This is a genomic window from Pseudomonas sp. SCT, from assembly GCF_003864275.1.
GTDB lineage: Bacteria > Pseudomonadota > Gammaproteobacteria > Pseudomonadales > Pseudomonadaceae > Stutzerimonas > Stutzerimonas stutzeri_AE.
The window spans coordinates 616,810-636,646 of the sequence record NZ_BDJA01000001.1 but is presented as its reverse complement, the minus strand read 5'-3'; the positions used below and the strand labels follow the sequence as shown (position 1 = coordinate 636,646).

Genomic DNA, 19,837 nt, shown 5'->3' with positions numbered 1-19,837 from the left:
ATACCACCTGCCACGAGTCACAGCTGCGGCGCACTGCGCGCGAGCAGCGCGTCGATGTCCAGCCCGCGCGGCAAGGTGCCATAGACGCGCCCCTGCCCCTCCAGGCGGCTGGCAATGAACGCATCGGAAACGGCTGCGTTGCCGGCTTCGAGCAGCAACTTGGCCTGCAGGCCGATGGCCACGTCTTCGGTGAGCTGCCGGGCGCGGTACTGGATGTCCTCGGTATCGCCAAAGGCCACCTTCAGTCGCTGGATGTGCGCCTTCAGCCGCGCATCACCGTGACCGTCGCCGAGCTCGGTGAACAGCACCTCCAGCACGCCGGGCTCCTTGGACAGCGCGCGCAGCACGTCCAGGCACTGCACATTGCCGGAGCCCTCCCAGATGGAATTCACCGGCGCCTCGCGGTACAGCCGCGGCAGGATGGTTTCCTCGACGTAGCCAGCGCCACCCAGGCATTCGCTGGCCTCGGCGATCATGTTCGGCGCGCGCTTGCAGATCCAGTATTTGCCGACGGCGGTGACCAGACGGGCGAACTTGTCTTCGTGCTCGTCATGGCGATTGTCCTGGGCGCGGCCCATGCGCAGGGTCAGCGCCAGCGCCGCCTCGCTTTCCAGGGCAAGGTCGGCCAGCACGTTCTGCATCAGCGGCTGCTCCAGCAGGACGCGGCCGCCGACCAAGCGGTGCGCGCAGTGGTGCATGGCCTGGGTCAGCGCCTGACGCATCAGCGAGCTGGAGCCGATCATGCAGTCGAAGCGGGTCGAGGAGACCATCTCGATGATGGTCGGCACGCCGCGCCCATCTTCACCGACCATCCAGGCCAGCGCACCGCGGTATTCGACTTCGCTGGAGGCGTTGGCCCAGTTGCCCAGCTTGTTCTTCAGGCGCTGGATATAGAACTGGTTGCGCGTGCCATCCGGGCGATGGCGCGGCAGCAGGAAGCAGGACAGGCCCTTGTCGGTCTGCGCCAGGGTGAGGAAGGCATCGCACATCGGCGCCGAGCAGAACCACTTGTGCCCGATCAGCTCGTAGGCCTGGCCCGGCCCACCGGCACCAACCGGATAGGCGCGGGTGCTGTTGGCGCGCACGTCGGTGCCACCCTGCTTCTCGGTCATGGCCATGCCGATGGTGACGCCGGCCTTCTGCTCCATCGGCAGGTTGCGCGGGTCATATTCGCGGGCAAGGATCTTCGGCAGCCAGCGCTCGGCAAGATCCGGCTGCAGGCGCAGCGCCGGCACGCTGGCGTAGGTCATGGTCAGCGGGCAGCTGCTGCCGGCCTCGGCCTGGTTGTGCAGGTACATCAGGGCGGCACGTGCCACCTGTGCGCCGGACTGCGGCTCGCTCCAGGGCAGCGACGGAATACCGTGCTCGACGGCGGCACGCATCAGTTCGTGATAAGCGGGGTGAAACTCCACCAGATCGATGCGATGGCCGTAGCGGTCATGACTTTTGAACAGCGGCCTGTTCTCGTTGGCGAGAAAGCCGGCCTGCATCAGCGGCCCGCCGGCGAGCGCGCCGTAACGGTCCAGTCGATCTTCCGCCCAGCCGGCGTGGTAGCGCTGTACCCACTGCTGCAATGGCAGGTCGATACGGTAGAGGTTGGCGCCATCCAGCGGCGGCACCTGATTGGTGACCTCATGGGTTTCGGCGCAGGTCTGCAGGTTCATCTAGCGTCCTCCTTCGATACCGATGCCGCGGCGGTTGCCAGCAAGCATAGTCGGCGCTGGCGATGGATCAGCAGTGAACCATGCTGTCATGCGGCGGTTGAAGCGAGGTATCGGCCAAAAGGTCCGCGCGTCAGGCAATCGGCGCGGATGGCGGAACGGCAGACGAGGAGTCGGAGGCAGGCCCATCCGAAGGATTCAGCGCAAAGCGCAGATGAATGCCGAAGCGGCTGCCCAGGCCCGGCCGTGACTGCTGCTCCAGCCGCCCGCCGAGCAGTTCGATCAGGCCGCGACTGATGGCCAGACCGATGCCGAGGCCGCCATAGCGCCGCGTCATCGAACCGTCCACCTGGCGGAACTGGTGATAGAGGAAGGCCTGGTCGGCATCGCTGAAGCCGATGCCGCTGTCGATGACTTCGACGTTCAGCTGCAGCTGGCGCGGCTCGACCGCACCCGTGAAGCGCAGGTTCACCGCCCCGCGAGCGGTGAATTTGACCGCGTTGTCGAGCAGATGGCAGATGCACTGCTCAAGCTTTTCGGCATCGCCGTAAACACGATCCGGCAGCTGTTCGTCGAAGTCGAGATCGAAGGCGAGCCCTTTTTCGCGGGCCAAGGGCGCGAACTGCTGGTGCAATCGTGCTGCGGTCTCGCGAAGACTGAACCGCTGATCCTGCAGGCGCAGCTTGCCGGCACGCAGCTCGCTGAGCACCAGGATGTTATTCACCAGACGCATCATGTCGCGCGCCGATCCGGTGGCGATGTTCTGATACTGCTGCAGCTCTTCCGGTGTTTCGGAGGCGGGCAGCAGCTCCAGCGCGCCCATCACGCCCATCATCGGCGTGCGCAGCTCATGGCTGATGTTGGAGAGAAATTCATCCTTCAGCCGGTTGCTCTCGGCCAGCTCACGGTTGAGCTGTTCCAAGTCGGAGCGGGCGCTCTCCAGAATCTTCGCCCGCTCGTCCTTGAGCGCATTGATACGATCGGCCAGCGCCATCGACAGCAGCACCACTTCCAGCGCGGCGCCCAGCTGACTGGCATACATGGTCAGGAAATTGTGCGGCAGATGGCCAAGCACCATCAGCGTGTTGATCTGCCCACCGATAAGCAGCGCACTCCAGGCGATGATGAAGTAGCGCGCCACCCGCATGCCGCGCAGCCAGGCGAGGATGCCGGCGGCAAACACCGCCAGGGTGAACAGCAGCGCCAATGCAGTCGCCAGGCGCAGCGACAGGCCGTAATCGGTGGTCAGCGCCAGCACCATCACCACCACGGAGAAGCCGATGATCAGCCGCAGCAGCCAGTCCATCCAGCGGCTGTGCTCGGCGGTGCGCAGGAAGCTGCGCGTGAACAGGCAGCCGAACAGCCCGGTGGCACCGATCAGCAACGGCGTGGCAGCGTTGGCCCACCAGGGCCGATCAGGCCAGAGAAACTGCACCCCGGCACCGTTCACCGAGACCTGGTAGAGGCCGAACGCGGCGATGTAGAGGATGTAGAACAGATAGCTCTGGTCGCGGATGCTGATATAGATGAACAGGTTGTAGACCAGCATCGCCAGCAACACGCCGTAGATCATGCCCAGCACATAGATGCGCCCGGGCTGCGCCTCGAGGTACGCATGCTGCGACCAGAGGCTCAGCGGCACCTGGATCGACCCCTCGCTCGCAACGCGTAGATAGGCCCGTTGCGGCTGGTTAGGCTGCAGCTCGATCTCGAACAGGTAGTTGCCCTGGCGGATTTCGCGGCTGGCCCAAGGCTTGGTATCGCCGGTATCCCCGGCCAGGCGGTAGCCGCCCTGGCCATCGGCCAGATACAGCTGCAGGCTGTCCAGCGGCGGATAGGCCACTTCCAGCAACCAGCGCCGCGCTCCCTGCACCGTCTGTGGCCGGTAGTTCAGGTCGACCCGCACCCAATGCACCGAGCGGGAATAGCCGGCATTGAACACGGCGTTCTGATGAGGCTGAAAGCGGCTTTCGAAAGCCGTCGAGGTGATGTCTTCTATGCGCGCTTCGCCGAGCGGGTCCTCGAACACCTGCATGACCTGGCCCAGCGGCAGGTGACGGGTGTGCTCGTCGAGTTCGACAGCACTGGTCACTACAGGCAGAAGAGCCAGGAAAAAGAGGAAGACGTACCGCATGATGCCTCGTGCAGACCGGGCGGCGAATGCGAATTCACGCCCGTGAACCCCGCCGCTGCGTCCGAAAATCAAAGTGCCAGCAATCTACCACAGCGCTCGTTCTCGCCGGAAAGGCGAATCGCTCGCGCCTGGATTAGCCGATGGCCGGCAATCGCAGCGATGGCGGATCGACACACAACTGCCGCGTCCCGCCAGCGCGGTTTGGTGATAAGCTCGCACGCCATGAAAAACCCTACTTCACGCCCCGTCGTCCTCTGTCTTTCCGGCCATGACCCCAGTGGTGGAGCCGGTTTGCAGGCGGACATCGAAGCCCTGCTGGCGCAGGCCTGCCACGCCGCGCCGACCGTCACCGCACTGACCGTGCAGGATACCGTCAACGTCTCCGACTTCCGCGTGCTCGACCGCGAGTGGGTGCTCGCCCAGGCCAATGCGGTGACCGCCGACCTGCCCATCGCAGCGGTCAAGCTGGGCATGCTCGGCTCGGTGGAGATGGTCGAAACCGTCCTCGAGATCATGAGCAAGCTGCCCGGCGTGCCACTGGTCTGCGACCCGGTGCTGCGCGCCGGTGGCGGCGGCGCACTGGGCAAGGATGATGTCGGCTATGCCATGCGCGAGCGGCTGTTTCCGGTGTCGACCATCGCCACGCCGAACCTGCCGGAAGCGCGCATCCTCGCCGAGCTGCCCGAGGGCAGCGCGGACGAATGCGCCGAACGCCTGCTGCCGCATATCCGCCACCTGTTGATTACCGGTGGACACGGCGACGAAAGCCAAGTGCACAATCGTCTGTACTGCCGCGGTGGCAGTCGCCACGATTTCACCTGCGCGCGCCTGCCGGGCAGTTACCACGGCTCCGGCTGCACACTGGCCAGCGCCCTCGCCGGCCGCCTGGCCCTGGGTGAGGAGCTGACCAGCGCAGTCCGGTCCGCACTCGATTACACCTGGCGCACCCTGCGCGACGCCGAGGCGCCCGGCCACGGGCAATACATTCCCCGGCGCCTGCCGCTGGACCTGGCCTGACTGGAGAGCAGCGCATGAAGGACTCGACTCGCCTGCGCGGCCTGTACGCCATCACCGACAGCAAGCTGCTCGCCGACGGTCGCCTGCTGCCCTATGTCGAAGCAGCACTCAAAGGCGGCGCCCGGCTGCTGCAGTACCGCGACAAGTCCAGCGACGAGGCGCGTCGCTTGCGTGAAGCCGATGCGTTGCAGGAACTCTGTGCCCGTCATGGCGCGCAACTGATCATCAACGACGACGCCGAACTGGCGGCGCGACTGGGCGTCGGCCTGCACCTCGGCCAGGAGGATGGCTCGCTGGCCGTCGCCCGGGCCCTGCTCGGCCGCCAGGCAGTCATCGGCGCCACCTGTCATGCGCAGCTGCCGCTGGCCGAACAGGCCGCGCGTGACGGCGCCAGCTACGTCGCCTTTGGCCGTTTCTTCCAGTCGCAGACAAAGCCAGGTGCGCCTGCGGCCGATCCTCAGCTGCTGCGCGAGGCCCGCACCCGCATTGGCCTGCCGATTGTCGCTATCGGTGGCATCACGCCGGAAACGGCACCGAGTCTGCTCGCCGAGGGCGTGCAGATGATCGCCGTGGTGCACGCCCTGTTCGCCGCTGACAGCCCGGCCGAGGTCGAGCGCCGCGCCCGGGCGTTCAGCCAGTTGTTCAATACTCCCTGATTCCGCCACGGCTGACCCGCCCCACGGCGGTCAGCCCCTGTTTTGCGAGGCCCGCATGTCCCGTTCCGAAACCCTCTTCGCCAGCGCCCAGACCCACATCCCGGGCGGCGTCAATTCTCCTGTACGCGCCTTCCGCAGCGTCGGCGGCACCCCGCTGTTTCTCAAGCATGCCGCCGGCGCCTATGTGATCGACGAGGATGACAAGCGCTACGTCGACTATGTCGGCTCCTGGGGTCCGATGATCCTTGGCCACAGCCATCCCGAGGTGCTCGATGCCGTGCGTCGCCAGCTCGAACACGGGCTGTCCTACGGCGCGCCGACCGCCATGGAAACCGAGATGGCCGAGCTGGTCTGCCGCCTGGTGCCATCGATGGAGATGGTGCGCATGGTCAGCTCGGGCACCGAAGCGACCATGAGTGCGATCCGCCTCGCCCGTGGCTATACCGGCCGCGACGCCATCATCAAGTTCGAAGGCTGCTACCACGGTCACTCCGACAGCCTGCTGGTGAAAGCCGGCTCCGGCGCCCTGACCCAGGGTGTGCCGAGTTCGGCAGGCGTGCCGGCGGACTTCGCCAAGCACACCCTGACGCTGGCCTACAACGACCTCGCTGAAGTCGAAGCCACACTGAAGGAAAAGGGCGAGCAGGTCGCCTGCATCATCGTCGAGCCTGTGGCCGGCAACATGAACTGCGTGCCGCCAGCGCCGGGCTTCCTCGAAGGCCTGCGTAGCCTGTGCGACGCACACGGGGTAGTGCTGATCTTCGACGAAGTGATGACCGGTTTCCGCGTCGCCCTCGGCGGCGCCCAGGCCTACTACGGCGTGACGCCAGACCTGTCGACCTTCGGCAAGATCATCGGCGGCGGCATGCCGGTGGGCTGCTTCGGCGGCAAGCGCGCCATCATGGAACGCATCGCTCCGCTCGGCCCGGTCTATCAGGCCGGTACCCTGTCGGGCAATCCGCTGGCCATGGCCGCCGGCCTGACCACCCTTGGCCTGATCAGCCGTCCCGGCTTCCACGACGAGCTGAGCGCCTACACCAGCCGTATGCTGCAGGGCCTGCAGGACCGCGCCGATGCCGCCGGCATCCCGTTCGTCACCACCCAGGTGGGCGGCATGTTCGGCCTGTACTTCAGCGGCGCCGACGACATCGTGACCTTCGCCGATGTCATGGCCAGCGACGCCGATCGCTTCAAGCGCTTCTTCCATCTGATGCTCGAAGGCGGGGTCTACCTGGCGCCGAGTGCGTTCGAGGCCGGCTTCACCTCCATCGCCCATGGCGACACCGAGCTGGCAATCACCCTGGAGGCGGCCGAGCGCGCCTTCGCCAAGCTCAAGTGAGCGAGACGATGCAATTGCTGCAAGCGGTACTGCTGTTCCTGGCGGCGGGCGCCAGCGCGGTATGGATCGGCCGCAGCCGACGCCACTACGGCGAAGCGGATCAGCCGGCACTGTTCAGCGCGATGCTGGGTTTCATCCTCGCCGCGGCGAGCGGTGCATGCGCTGCGGCGAGCCTGATCGGCCTCGATCTTGAGGAAGCCCAGCAGTGGCTGGAGCGCGCCACCTTGCTGCTCGGCCTGCCACTGATTGCACTGGCGGCGCTGACCCTGGCACGACGCTGGACTTGGAGCCGACCGAACTGGGGACGCGTGGTGCTGGGGCTGTGCGTGTTCTTCGAGCTGGCGCGGCAGCTTGGCTGGAGCGAGCCCTACGCGCTCGGGCTGATGCTGACCAGCGCGCTGCTGATCATCTACGCCGGCGCACTGCAATGGCCGGCGAGTCTGCCGGCCGCTGCCGGAGTGGTCGCTGGCATGCTGCTCCTGGCCTCGGCACCGCTGCCGGCAGGCATCCTGATGGACAATCCGCTCAGCGAGCTGCGCCCACTGTTGCTGGCCATCGCCAGCCCGTTTATCGCCGCCCTGCTGGGACGCCTGCCGGGCAGCGCAGGCGGAGACCAGCCGGCAGCCGCATAAAAAGCCGGTGGCAGGCGGTTAAAGGCTTTGTAAGCAGACTGCAGCTTATCCATAATGTGACGGCTGGCTCGTTCCAGCCTTTCATTACCGCCCTGCTCCTCGAGGCGCCAGATTTTCATGATCCGCACCGGCCGCATCCTGTCTTTGGGCTGTCTGCTGCTTCTCTCGCCTCTCACGGCCATGGCCGGCGGGAACACTTTGCTGATCCCGGCGACTGCCCGCTGCGCGCTCGACACGCTCCCCGAAGAACTGCCGGAAGCCCTGCGCAGCTGCCAACAGGCTGCCAGCGAAGGCGACGTGCAAGCCGCTTACGAGCTGGGCGAGTTCCATTACGACGGTCGCCGTGCACCGCGCGATCTGGCCAAGGCGTTGTATTGGTTCGAACAGGCATCCCTGCGCGGCCATGCGGCGGCACAGCACCGGCTCGGCGTGATGTTCTTTCGTGGTGAGGGCGTCAAGGCCAACAACGTGCAGGCCTATATCGTGCTGAAGATGGCCGCGGTCAACGGCGAAGACGAAGCACTGGATACCGCCGACCGGGTTTCCGCGCAGATGCGCCGCGACGAGCTGGAGATTGCCACCCAGGTGCTCGGCCAGATTTTCCGCGACTACCTGATGCAACTGCAGGCCGCCGACGCGCCGCTGATCCCCTGAGCCGCAGAAACACTGCGGCATCCGTCCGCGCTTTCCCCTGCCCGGCCGTGGGCATATAATCGCCGGTCATTTTTTGCACAACGCCGGCCCGTAACATGACCCGCAAGCTTTTCATCGAAACCCATGGCTGCCAGATGAACGAGTACGACAGCTCGCGCATGGTGGATCTGCTGGGCGAACACCAGGCCTTGGAAATCACCGAGAACCCGGCTGAAGCCGACGTGATCCTCCTCAATACCTGCTCGATTCGCGAAAAGGCCCAGGAAAAGGTCTTCTCGCAACTGGGTCGCTGGCGCGAACTGAAACTGGATAATCCGCAGCTGGTGATCGGCGTTGGCGGCTGCGTCGCCAGTCAGGAAGGCGCGGCCATCCGCGACCGCGCCCCGTACGTCGACGTCGTATTCGGGCCGCAGACCCTGCATCGCCTGCCGGAAATGATCGACGCCGCGCGCACGACCAAGAAGCCGCAGGTGGACATCTCCTTCCCCGAGATCGAGAAATTCGACCGCCTGCCCGAGCCGCGCGTCGATGGCCCCAGCGCGTTCGTCTCGGTCATGGAAGGCTGCAGCAAGTACTGCACCTTCTGCGTGGTGCCCTATACCCGTGGCGAGGAAGTCAGCCGCCCGCTGGCCGACGTGCTGGCGGAAATCGTCCACCTCGCCGAGAACGGCGTGAAGGAAGTCACCCTGCTGGGACAGAACGTCAACGGCTACCGCCACGACGGGCATGATTTTGCCGACCTGCTGCACGCGGTCGCCGCGATCGAAGGCATCGGCCGGATTCGCTACACCACCAGCCACCCGTTGGAGTTCTCCGACGCCATCATCCAGGCACACGCCGACATTCCGCAGCTGGTCAAATACCTTCACCTGCCGGTGCAGGCCGGCTCCGACCGCATCCTCGCGGCGATGAAGCGCAACCACACCGCGCTGGAATACAAGTCGCGCATCCGTCGGTTGCGCGCGGCGGTACCGGATATCCTGATCAGCTCGGATTTCATCGTCGGCTTCCCCGGCGAGACCGACAAGGACTTCGAGCAGACCATGAAGCTGATCGAAGACGTCGGCTTCGATTTCTCCTACTCCTTCGTCTACAGCGCACGCCCCGGCACGCCGGCTGCGGACCTGATCGACGACACACCGGACGACGTGAAGAAGCAGCGGCTGGCTATCCTGCAGCAACGCATCAACCAGCAGGGTTTCGAGAACAGCCGGCGGATGGTGGGCACGACCCAGCGCATCCTTGTCAGCGATTACTCGAAGAAGGACCCGGGCATGCTGCAAGGCCGGACCGAGCACAACCGCATCGTCAATTTCCGCTGCGACAACCCTCGACTGATCGGCCAGTTCGTCGACGTGCACATCGACGATGCGCTGCCGCATTCGCTGCGTGGCAGCCTGCTGTCTTGAGAAACGCGACTGCGGCCCCTATATGGATTGGGGCCGCGACCACCTGCGCTTTCCGCTTTGCGCCCGCGGCGCTATTCTTCTCCCATCATTCCGCCGACCACGGCCACAAATAAAGCCCTTGAACGCACCCATAGAACCGCATCGCTTCACCCTCGAACCCTTTGAAGCCCGTCGCTTCGCCAACCTCTGCGGCCAATTCGATGAGCATCTGCGCCTGATCGAGCAGCGCCTGGAACTGGAAATCCGCAACCGCGGCAATCAGTTCGAGCTGATCGGCCCGGCCGACGTGGCCAAGTCTGCCGAGCAACTCTTGCGCCGGCTGTACCGGGAAACCAAGAACACCGAGCTCTCCCCCGACATGGTGCATCTGTACCTGCAGGAATCCGGGATGGAAGAGCTGGCCAATCCGAACGCGCACCAGGGCGTCGCCCTGCGCACCAAGAAAGGCATGATCCGTCCGCGCGGCGCCAATCAGCAGCGCTACGTCAAAGCCATCCTCGACAACGACATAAACTTCGGCGTCGGCCCGGCCGGTACCGGCAAGACCTACCTGGCAGTCGCCTGCGCGGTGGATGCGCTGGAGCGCGAGCAGGTACGGCGCATCCTGCTGGTACGCCCGGCAGTCGAGGCTGGCGAAAAGCTCGGCTTCCTGCCCGGCGACCTGGCGCAGAAGATCGATCCCTACCTGCGCCCGCTGTACGACGCCCTCTACGAGATGCTCGGCTTCGAGTATGTAGCGCGGCTGATCGAGAAGCAGGTGATCGAGATCGCTCCACTGGCCTACATGCGCGGGCGCACGCTGAACAACAGTTTCATCATCCTCGATGAGAGCCAGAACACCACCCAGGAGCAGATGAAGATGTTCCTCACGCGGATCGGCTTCGGCTCCACCGCGGTGATTACCGGCGACATCACCCAGGTCGACCTGCCCCGCGGCACCAAAAGCGGTCTGGCGCATGTCATCGAGGTACTGAAGGACGTCAACGGCATCAGCTTTACCCACTTCAAGCCCAAGGATGTGGTCCGCCATCCGCTGGTGCAGCGCATCGTCGAGGCCTACGAGTCCTTCGAGGATCGCCAGTCGCCGGCCAGCAAGCGCGCCGCGCAGGATGCCGCCGGTGATTGAGCTTGACCTGCAGTGCGCCAGCACTGGCGCGGCGCCGTCCCTCGCTGATCTGCAGCACTGGTGTGAACTGGCGCTACGTCAGCGCAGTGGCGACTCCGAACTGACCATTCGCCTGGTCGACAAGGAGGAAGGCCGTGAGCTCAATCGCACCTGGCGGCAGAAGGATTACGCGACCAACGTGCTGTCGTTCCCCGCCGACGTCCCCGACGAAATGCTGGATATTCCGCTGCTCGGCGACCTGGTCATCTGTGTGCCGGTGGTCGAGCGCGAGGCGGAGGAACAGGGCAAGGCGCTGACCGCACATTGGGCGCACCTGGTCATTCACGGCTGCCTGCATCTGCTTGGCTACGATCACATCGATGATGACGAAGCCGAGGAGATGGAAGATCTGGAACGTCAGCTGCTGGCCGAACTGGGTCATCCCGACCCCTATGCTGAAGAATCGCCCGCTTCGGGCACTTGCAAGGACTCTTGAGTCAACGACATGAGCGAAGATCGATCGATCAGCGGGCAAAAGACCTGGCTGGAAAGAATCACCCAGGCTTTTGCCCATGAACCCAAGAATCGCCAGGAGCTGCTGGAAGTCCTGCGCGAAGCCCATCAGAACAAGCTGCTCGACAACGAAGCACTGGCCATCGTCGAGGGCGCCATCCAGGTCGCCGACCTGCAGGTACGCGACATCATGGTGCCGCGCTCGCAGGTCATCAGCATCCGGGCCGACCAGTCGCCACGTGAATTCCTGCCAGCCATCATCGCCGCCGCGCATTCGCGCTATCCGGTCGTCGGTGAAAGCCTGGACGAAGTGATCGGCGTGCTGCTGGCCAAGGATCTGCTGCCACTGATCCTCAAGGAGGATCAGCAGAATTTCGACATCAAGGATCTGCTGCGCCCGGCCACGTTCGTGCCCGAATCCAAGCGTCTCAACGTCCTGCTGCGCGAGTTCCGCGCCAATCACAACCACATGGCCATCGTCATCGACGAATACGGCGGCGTGGCCGGCCTGGTAACCATCGAGGACGTGCTCGAGCAGATCGTCGGAGATATCGAGGACGAGCACGACGTCGAGGAAGACAGCTATATCCGCCCGTTGCCCAGCGGCGACTTCCTGGTCAAGGCGCTGACGCCGATCGACAGCTTCAACGAATATTTCGGCAGCGCCTTCCCCGACGACGAGTTCGATACCGTTGCAGGCCTGGTGATGAGCACCTTCGGCCACCTGCCCAAGCGCAACGAGGTGACCGAGATCGACGGCTTCCGCGTGCGCGTACTGAACGCCGACAGCCGCCGCGTGCACATGCTGCGCCTGAGCCGCACGGAAAGCGCGTAGAACGCGCCGAATAGCTCCGCGCAGCCAGCCTGCGCGGAGCTCGCGCCGAACCGGCTTGCCCGGCCGCCCCATTGCCCTTAGCCTCCCCTCCCGCATCTATTGCGCAAGGAACCTCCATGCATTGGATCACCCGCCCCGGCTGGCCGGGCAATCTGCTGGCCCTGGTCGCCGGCACGCTGACCACCCTATCCCTGGCGCCCTTCGACATCTGGCCATTGGCCCTGCTGTCGGTGGCGCTGCTGTACCTCGGCCTGCGCGAAACCGCAGCGAAGCAGGCGGCACAGCGCGGTTGGTGCTATGGCTTTGGTCTGTTCGCCTCGGGTGTCAGCTGGGTCTATGTGAGCATTCATGATTTCGGCGCGGCGTCGCCGGCGCTGGCCGGCCTGCTCACGCTGGGCTTTGTCGCCGGGCTGGCACTGTTCTTCGCGCTGCTTGGCTGGCTCTGGGTACGCCTGCTGCGCAATCGCCATTCCGCACTTGGTGATGCGCTGGCCTTCAGCGCGCTCTGGCTGGCATTCGATGCGCTGCGGGGCTGGATTCTCACGGGCTTCCCCTGGCTGTACATCGGCTACAGCCAGCTGGATGGCCCGCTGGCCGGTTTGGCGCCGCTCGGCGGCGTCTGGCTGCTGAGCTTTGCCATCGCACTGAACGCGACGCTGCTGGTCGCGCTACCACGCCTGCGTGCCGATAAGCCGCGCCTGGCGCTGACCATCGCGCTGCTGGCAGCGCCCTGGATTGCCGGGCTGCTGCTGAACGGGCATGCCTGGACGACGCCCAAGGGTGAGCCGCTCAGCGTCGCCGCGGTGCAGGGCAACGTCGCGCAAAGCATGAAGTGGGACCCGAAGAAGCTCGAGATGCAGCTGCTGCTGTATCGCGACATGACCTTTCGCAGCCGCCCGGCGGACCTGATCGTCTGGCCGGAGACTGCTGTGCCGATCCTCAAGGAACACGCTGAGGGCTATCTGAAGATGATGGCCGGCTTCGCCGAACAGCGCGACGCGGCCCTGATCACCGGCGTTCCGGTACGCCAGCCCAACGCCGACGGCGAACTGCGCTACTACAACGGCCTGACCACAGCCGGTGATGCCAGCGGCAGCTACCTCAAGCAGAAGCTGGTGCCTTTCGGTGAGTACGTGCCACTGCAGGATCTGCTGCGCGGCCTGATCGCCTTCTTCGACCTGCCGATGTCCGATTTCGCCCGCGGCGAGTCCGGCCAGCCGCTGCTGCAGGCCAAGGGACTGCAGATCGCACCGTACATCTGCTACGAGGTGGTTTATCCGGAGTTCGCTGCCGGCCTCGCCGCGCAGAGCGACCTGCTGCTGACGGTGAGCAACGACGCCTGGTTCGGCCGCTCCATCGGCCCGCTGCAGCATCTGCAGATGGCACAGATGCGCGCGCTGGAAGCCGGACGCTGGATGATCCGCGCAACCAACAACGGCATTACCGTGCTGATCGACCCTTACGGGGACATCACTGAGCAGATTCCGCAGTTCGAACAGGCGGTGCTGTATGGCGAGGTCACGCCGATGCAGGGGCTGACGCCCTACCTGCGCTGGCGCTCCTGGCCGCTGATCGCGGTATGCGTGTTGCTGCTCGGCTGGGCGCTGATCAGGCGCAAGGCTTAGTCCGATAGCCGTTCAGAAGGCAGGCATCGGCGCCAGGTGCCGATGCCTGCCGACGCTGCACGCAAGTCAGGCCAGGCAAACCGCGCAAGAATCAGGTCGTCGCCTCACTCTGCCGCAGAGCGGTAAACCAGCGGATAGACCGCCATCCCGACCACTTCGTTGAGCAGCATGCCGTTCTGCCAGAACGCCTTTGCTTCCGGCAGCCAGCCGTGCAACGGCCGACCATTGGGCACGCCCATGAAACCCACTGGCGCGGCGATGACCTCAATGCCGTTCTGCTCGAAGCACCAGCGCGAACGCGGCATATGCGATGCCGAAGTAACCAGAACCACCCACTCGACACCGGCCGCACGCAGCATTTCGGCACTGTACAGCGCGTTTTCCCAGGTGGTGCGGCTGCGCTCCTCGAGCCAGCGCGTGGTGACATCCAGGTCGCGCTGAAGTACCTCTGCGCCGAGCATCGCCTCACTGGGCGGCTGGCCGTAGTGCAGGCCGCCGCTGGTGAGAATCGGCAGCCCGGATGCTTTCGCTACGCGCGCTGCATAGCGCAGCCGCTCAAGGGCGATGTAGCCAGGCTGATCGCCGCCCCAGGCCGGATCGTTCTGCTCGCGACCCGCGCCCAACACCACAATGGCACCCGCCTGCTCCGCCAATCCTGACCATTGCGCCTCGACGAGAGCCGGCTCGTTCTCGACCAAACGCGCCGTCCACTCTACGACGATCGGCAAACTCATCAGCCAGAGCCCGGCGAACCCGGTGACGAAGCACAGCGCGGCCAGTCTTGGCGCGCGACGACGCAGCCACCATCCGAGCAGCAACAGAAGCAGCAGCAGACCCGGTGGCAACAGCAGTTGCTTGAAGAAATAGCGAATCGGCATCCGAGCTCTCCGGCAAAAGGCCAACACTCTAGCGGCTGTCAGCGCTTTTGTCGGCGCAGGCTTGGCTCAGTGCCTCGGATAGGTATGCAGACGTTGTCGCGCTCGCAGCAACTGCGAGCCACAAGCCGGGCAAGCGGCGGGGCCGGCGCCGTCCGGCCAGCTCACTTCGGCATTGCACAGCGCGCAGCTGAGCGTCTGCTGCAATGCCACAGGGGCATGTCTGGTGCGCAAGCCATGCCGCTGCCGGCTACCGCCGCGCACCGTCGGCCGCAACGCCTGGCGGCTCAGATGGGCCTGCTCTTCCGCGGCTGCATGCCAGCCCGAAAGCCATTGCGAATCGCGCTGCAGATAGGCGCGGATCAGCTCGAATTCGGCCGGCGTCAGCCCCCGCACCTCCAGTTCACCCGCGCCTGTTTCGCCGGTCGTACTCCGCTCCGCTTCCTGCAACGCTGAACTCAGTCGTTGCAACACCCGCGCATAAAGACTGCCGTCCTCCGACTGCTGTTCTCTGTTCATCAAACTCACCTCGCATTCATCCCGCCCCTGGATCAAGCGTAGCTCAGCCTGACTCGCCCAAGCCGCGTGCGACGGACGGAACCCCTGTCGGCTACGGCAAATCGGGTTTCCCTAGGCCGCGGGGGGTCATGTATGCTACGGCGCTTCCATGCCTCCGCCCGCAGCCCGCAGGGCCGCGTTTGCGCCAGTTCCGCCGGACCTGCCAGACGAGCCTGCGCCAGCATATTTGCGGAGAGCCAGCCCCCATCCCAACGCCAGTAGCCATGCACGAACAGTATCAGCCCCGCGAAATCGAAGCCGCCGCGCAGTCCCACTGGGATTCGCAGAAATCCTTTGAAGTGAGCGAACAGCCAGGCAAGGACACCTTCTATTGCCTGTCGATGTTCCCCTACCCCAGCGGCAAGCTGCACATGGGTCACGTGCGCAACTACACCATCGGTGACGTGATCGCCCGCTATCAGCGCATGCAGGGCAAGAACGTGCTGCAGCCCATGGGCTGGGACGCCTTCGGCATGCCGGCAGAAAACGCCGCGATGAAGAATCAGGTGGCGCCGGCCAAGTGGACCTACGAAAACATCGCCTACATGAAGGCCCAGCTGAAAAGTCTGGGCCTGGCGGTCGACTGGACGCGTGAAGTCACCACCTGCAAGCCCGACTACTACCGTTGGGAGCAATGGCTGTTCACCCGCCTGTATCAGAAGGGCGTGATATATCGCAAGAACGGCACCGTCAACTGGGACCCGGTCGATCAGACCGTGCTGGCCAACGAGCAGGTCATCGACGGCCGCGGCTGGCGCTCGGGCGCACTGATCGAGAAGCGCGAAATCCCGATGTACTACTTCAAGATCACCGCCTACGCGGATGAGCTGCTGGAGAGCCTGGACGAACTGGATGGCTGGCCGGAACAGGTCAAGACCATGCAGCGCAACTGGATCGGCAAGTCGCGCGGCATGGAAATCAGCTTCCCCTACGACATTGCCAGCATCGGCAGCGAAGGTCAGATGAAGGTCTTCACCACCCGTCCCGATACGCTGATGGGTGCGACCTACGTCGCGGTGGCCGCCGAACACCCGCTGGCTACCCTGGCGGCGCAGAACGATCCCGAGCTGCAGGCCTTCATCGACGAGTGCAAGCGCGGCGGCGTCGCCGAAGCCGACATCGCCACCCAGGAGAAGAAGGGCCTGGCCACTTCTCTGCGCGTGCAGCATCCGCTGACCGGAGAGTTGCTGCCGGTGTGGGTCGCCAACTACGTACTGATGAACTACGGCGAAGGCGCGGTCATGGCCGTGCCGGCGCACGACGAGCGCGACTTCGAATTCGCCAGCAAGTACGGCCTGCCGATCAAGCCAGTGGTACGCACCAGCGCCGGCGACCTGACTCCGTCGCCCTGGCAGGACGCCTACGGCGAGCACGGTGAGCTGATCAATTCCGGCATCTTCGACGGCCTCGATTTCGAGGGTGCATTCGACGCCATCGAAGTGGCACTGCAGAAGAAGGGCCTCGGCCAGGCGCGCACCCAGTTCCGCCTGCGCGACTGGGGCATCAGCCGCCAGCGCTACTGGGGTTGCCCGATCCCGATCATCCATTGCGACAGCTGCGGCGATGTGCCGGTCCCCGAAGACCAGTTGCCCGTCGTGCTGCCGGAAGACGTGGTACCGGACGGCGCCGGCAGCCCGCTGGCGCGCATGCCCGAATTCTACGAATGTAGCTGCCCGAAGTGCGGCGCACCGGCCAAGCGCGAAACCGACACCATGGACACCTTCGTCGAGTCGTCCTGGTACTTCGCCCGCTACGCCAGCCCCCACTACGATCAGGGCATGGTCGACCCGGCCGCCGCCAATCACTGGCTGCCGGTGGATCAGTACATCGGCGGTATCGAACACGCGATTCTGCACCTGCTCTACGCGCGCTTCTTCCACAAGCTGATGCGCGACGAGGGGCTGGTCAGCTCCAACGAGCCGTTCAAGAACCTGCTGACCCAGGGTATGGTCGTGGCCGACACCTACTACCGCACACTGGAAAATGGCGGCAAGGACTGGTTCAACCCGGCCGACGTAATCGTCGAGCGCGATGCCAAGGCCAAGGTCATTGGCGCCAAGCTCGCCAGCGATGGCCTACCGGTGGAGATCGGCGGCACCGAGAAGATGTCCAAGTCGAAGAACAACGGCGTCGACCCGCAGGCCATGATCGACGCCTACGGTGCCGACACCTGCCGCCTGTTCATGATGTTCGCCTCGCCGCCGGACATGAGCCTGGAATGGTCCGACTCCGGTGTCGAGGGCGCGAGCCGCTTCCTGCGCCGCGTCTGGCGTCTGGCGCATGCACATGTCAGCGCAGGTGTCGTGGGCGCGCTGGATACCGCCAGCCTGAGCGACGAGCAGAAGGCGGTGCGCCGGGCGATCCACCTGGCCATCAAGCAGGCCAGCGTCGATGTCGGCCAGCACCACAAATTCAACACCGCCATCGCCCAGGTGATGACGCTGATGAACGTGCTGGAGAAAGCCGCGACCGCCACCGAACAGGACCGCGCCCTGCTGCAGGAAGGTCTGGAAACTGTCGCCCTGCTGCTCGCGCCGATCACACCGCATATTTCTCACGAACTCTGGCAGCAACTCGGCAAGCCGGGCGCGATCATCGACGCCTCATGGCCGAAGGTCGACGAATCCGCCCTGGTGCAGGACAGCCTGACCCTGGTGGTGCAGGTCAACGGCAAGCTGCGCGGCCAGATCGAAGTAGCGGCCGCCGCCACTCGCGAGGAAGTCGAGGCCGCTGCCCGCAGCAACGAGAACGTGCTGCGCTTTACCGAAGGCCTGACCATCCGCAAGGTCATCGTGGTGCCGGGCAAACTGGTCAATATCGTCGCTAACTGATTCGGCCCCGGCGTCCGCGTCGGGCCTGCAAGGGGATAACAAGATGAACAAACGGAATCTGATGGTGCTGGGCCTGACACTGCTGCTGAGTGCCTGCGGCTTCCAGCTGCGCGGCACCGGCGACGTCGAGTTCGGCCTCAAGGAAGTCAACCTGCAAGCACGCAACAGCTACGGCGAAACGGTGCAGCAGCTCGAAGACCTGCTCAAGAGCAACGGCGTACGCGTCACTCCGGCCGCCAAGTACAGCCTCAACCTGGCCAACGAACAGACCCGCCAGCGCACCGCGAGCTACACCAGCTCGGCACGCAGCGCTGAGTACGAACTGACCAGCATCCTCGACTATGAATTCCGCGGCCCGCAGAATCTGCTGCTACTCGAAGACAGCATCGAAGTGCAGAAGGTCTACGTGCACGACAGCAACAACCTGATCGGCTCGTCCCAGGAAGGCGATCAACTGCGCCAGGAAATGCGCCGCGAGCTGCTGCAACAACTGGCCCTGCGCATCCAGCGCATCACGCCTTCGCAGCTCGATCGCCTGCAGCAGGAAGCCGAAGCAAAGGCACGTGCCGAGGCTGAAGCCATGGAAGCAGCCCGTCGCGCCCAGGATGCACAGCCGCAACAGTCGCCCATCCAGCTGCCCATCCAGTAACAGGTAACGGGGGCCTCAAGGCCCCCGTCTTCGCATCATGAAGCTTTCTCCCGCTCAGCTCGGCAAACACCTGCAAGGCCCGCTGGCGCCGGTTTACGTCGTCTGTGGCGATGAACACCTGTTGTGCCAGGAAGCCTGCGACGCGATCCGTGCTGCGACGCGCGCACAAGGTTTCAGCGAGCGTCAGGTCTTTCATGTGGAAACCGGCTTCGACTGGGGCCAGCTGATCGAGGCCGGTGCCAGCCTGTCGCTGTTCGCCGAGAAGCGCCTGCTTGAACTGCGCATTCCCAACGGCAAGCCCGGGGACAAGGGCGCCGCGGCGCTGCTGGACTACCTGGCGCGCCCGGCCGAGGACACCGTGCTGCTGATCAGCCTGCCCAAGCTCGATGGCAGCACGCAGAAGACCAAATGGGCGAAAGCGCTGATCGACGGCAAGGACGTGCAGTTCCTGCAGATCTGGCCGGTAGATGCCGCGCAGTTGCCGCAATGGATTCGCCAACGCCTGGCCCAGGCGGGCCTGTCCGCCGATCAGGAGGCGGTTGAACTGATCGCCGCCCGGGTTGAAGGCAATCTGTTGGCTGCGGCACAGGAAATCGAGAAGCTCAAACTGCTTGCCGAAGCCGGGCAGGTCACCGCGGACACTGTGCAAGCCGCAGTCGCCGACAGCGCCCGCTACGATGTCTTCGGCCTGATCGACGCCACCCTGCATGGCCAGGCGGCTCACGCGCTACACATGCTGGAAGGGCTGCGCGGTGAAGGGGTCGAAGCGCCAGTGATCCTCTGGGCCCTGGCGCGCGAACTGCGCCTGCTGGCCAATATCGCTCAGCAGTATGCCCAGGGTATCCCGCTCGACCGCGCCTTCAGCCAGGCCCGCCCACCGGTGTGGGACAAGCGCCGTCCGCTGATTTCCAAGGCACTGCAGCGGCACAACGTGGCCGGCTGGAGCCGATTGCTGATGGATGCGCAACGCATTGACGAGCAGATCAAGGGCCAGGCGGCCGGCGATCCGTGGATCGGGCTGGCCGATATCTGCCTGCAGCTGAGCGGCCGCCGGATCGGCGCCTAGCAGCCAGAACGCTTCACTGGTCCGCACTGGACAATTTTTGCACAAGGCCTATGATGCCCTCGCCCGATAGTGGGCCACCATGAGGGAAATCGGATGAGCACACGCAAGAAACGGCCGAACAAGGCCAAAAGCCTGGTCGCGCAACCCCTGTTCCGCCAACGCCAGGAAACGCCGAAAAAAGGCAAAGGCAGCTACCGTCGCGAAGCCTCCCAGTCCACCAACTGGGAGGCTTCGGTCCTTCTGGCAGCCTGAAAACCCAACACCGCCAAAGCGTGATA

18 protein-coding genes are annotated in these 19,837 nt (G+C 64.8%); 14 read left to right on the top strand and 4 right to left on the bottom strand.

Annotation, left to right across the window (positions count from 1 at the left end; genetic code table 11):
* Positions 1-17: 17 nt before the first annotated feature.
* A complete protein-coding gene (locus BHD08_RS02930; protein WP_125020751.1) occupies positions 18-1,664 on the bottom strand; it encodes an acyl-CoA dehydrogenase family protein in 1,647 nt (548 codons plus the stop codon).
* Positions 1,665-1,794: 130 nt separating this feature from the next.
* Complete coding sequence (locus BHD08_RS02925; RefSeq protein ID WP_125020750.1) at positions 1,795-3,795, bottom strand: hybrid sensor histidine kinase/response regulator; 2,001 nt, start codon at positions 3,793-3,795, stop codon at positions 1,795-1,797.
* A gap of 222 nt (positions 3,796-4,017) precedes the next feature.
* Between BHD08_RS02925 and BHD08_RS02920 the strand changes: the two genes are divergently transcribed.
* The 10 genes from BHD08_RS02920 (at position 4,018) to lnt (ending at position 13,580) form a co-directional block, all read left to right on the top strand.
* Positions 4,018-4,812, top strand: coding sequence for a hydroxymethylpyrimidine/phosphomethylpyrimidine kinase (locus BHD08_RS02920; protein ID WP_125020749.1), 795 nt, complete (start codon positions 4,018-4,020; stop codon positions 4,810-4,812).
* Positions 4,813-4,826: 14 nt separating this feature from the next.
* Positions 4,827-5,468, top strand: coding sequence for a thiamine phosphate synthase (thiE, locus tag BHD08_RS02915; RefSeq protein ID WP_015275526.1), 642 nt, complete (start codon positions 4,827-4,829; stop codon positions 5,466-5,468).
* A gap of 55 nt (positions 5,469-5,523) precedes the next feature.
* The gene (hemL, locus tag BHD08_RS02910; RefSeq protein ID WP_125020748.1) at positions 5,524-6,807 is read left to right on the top strand and encodes a glutamate-1-semialdehyde 2,1-aminomutase; all 1,284 of its coding nucleotides are present in this window, start codon (positions 5,524-5,526) and stop codon (positions 6,805-6,807) included.
* A gap of 8 nt (positions 6,808-6,815) precedes the next feature.
* Complete coding sequence (locus tag BHD08_RS02905; RefSeq protein ID WP_125020747.1) at positions 6,816-7,439, top strand: hypothetical protein; 624 nt, start codon at positions 6,816-6,818, stop codon at positions 7,437-7,439.
* Between the two features lie 117 nt (positions 7,440-7,556).
* Positions 7,557-8,093 (top strand): tetratricopeptide repeat protein, encoded by a 537-nt coding sequence (locus tag BHD08_RS02900; protein ID WP_015275523.1) that lies wholly within the window; start codon positions 7,557-7,559, stop codon positions 8,091-8,093.
* Positions 8,094-8,188: 95 nt separating this feature from the next.
* Entirely contained in the window at positions 8,189-9,502 is a 1,314-nt protein-coding gene (gene miaB / locus BHD08_RS02895; RefSeq protein ID WP_106157481.1) for a tRNA (N6-isopentenyl adenosine(37)-C2)-methylthiotransferase MiaB, read from the top strand.
* A 118-nt stretch (positions 9,503-9,620) separates the two neighbouring features.
* Positions 9,621-10,628, top strand: coding sequence for a PhoH family protein (locus BHD08_RS02890; protein WP_106157480.1), 1,008 nt, complete (start codon positions 9,621-9,623; stop codon positions 10,626-10,628).
* Complete coding sequence (gene ybeY / locus BHD08_RS02885) at positions 10,621-11,103, top strand: rRNA maturation RNase YbeY (RefSeq protein ID WP_125020746.1); 483 nt, start codon at positions 10,621-10,623, stop codon at positions 11,101-11,103. Before BHD08_RS02890 ends, ybeY begins: the two co-directional genes overlap by 8 nt.
* A gap of 9 nt (positions 11,104-11,112) precedes the next feature.
* Entirely contained in the window at positions 11,113-11,955 is an 843-nt protein-coding gene (locus tag BHD08_RS02880) for an HlyC/CorC family transporter (RefSeq protein ID WP_015275519.1), read from the top strand.
* 116 nt (positions 11,956-12,071) lie between these two features.
* Positions 12,072-13,580: an apolipoprotein N-acyltransferase gene (gene lnt / locus BHD08_RS02875; protein ID WP_125020745.1), complete on the top strand. Its 1,509-nt coding sequence runs from the start codon at positions 12,072-12,074 to the stop codon at positions 13,578-13,580.
* A 104-nt stretch (positions 13,581-13,684) separates the two neighbouring features.
* On the opposite strand, the gene BHD08_RS02870 is transcribed toward lnt, so the two are convergent.
* Entirely contained in the window at positions 13,685-14,458 is a 774-nt protein-coding gene (locus tag BHD08_RS02870) for a YdcF family protein (RefSeq protein ID WP_125020744.1), read from the bottom strand.
* 66 nt (positions 14,459-14,524) lie between these two features.
* On the bottom strand, positions 14,525-14,974 hold the full coding sequence (locus BHD08_RS02865; RefSeq protein WP_177412618.1) for a hypothetical protein: 450 nt from the start codon (positions 14,972-14,974) through the stop codon (positions 14,525-14,527).
* A 263-nt stretch (positions 14,975-15,237) separates the two neighbouring features.
* On the opposite strand from BHD08_RS02865, the gene leuS reads away from it, so the two are divergent.
* The 4 genes from leuS to arfA all read left to right on the top strand — a co-directional run bounded on the left by leuS (position 15,238) and on the right by arfA (position 19,811).
* Positions 15,238-17,844, top strand: a complete 2,607-nt coding sequence (leuS, locus tag BHD08_RS02860) for a leucine--tRNA ligase (protein WP_125020743.1) — start codon at positions 15,238-15,240, stop codon at positions 17,842-17,844.
* Between the two features lie 43 nt (positions 17,845-17,887).
* On the top strand, positions 17,888-18,493 hold the full coding sequence (gene lptE, locus BHD08_RS02855) for an LPS assembly lipoprotein LptE (protein ID WP_125020742.1): 606 nt from the start codon (positions 17,888-17,890) through the stop codon (positions 18,491-18,493).
* Positions 18,494-18,530: 37 nt separating this feature from the next.
* The gene (gene holA / locus BHD08_RS02850; RefSeq protein WP_015275513.1) at positions 18,531-19,559 is read left to right on the top strand and encodes a DNA polymerase III subunit delta; all 1,029 of its coding nucleotides are present in this window, start codon (positions 18,531-18,533) and stop codon (positions 19,557-19,559) included.
* Between the two features lie 93 nt (positions 19,560-19,652).
* Entirely contained in the window at positions 19,653-19,811 is a 159-nt protein-coding gene (arfA, locus tag BHD08_RS02845) for an alternative ribosome rescue factor ArfA (RefSeq protein ID WP_125020741.1), read from the top strand.
* Positions 19,812-19,837: the final 26 nt, after the last annotated feature.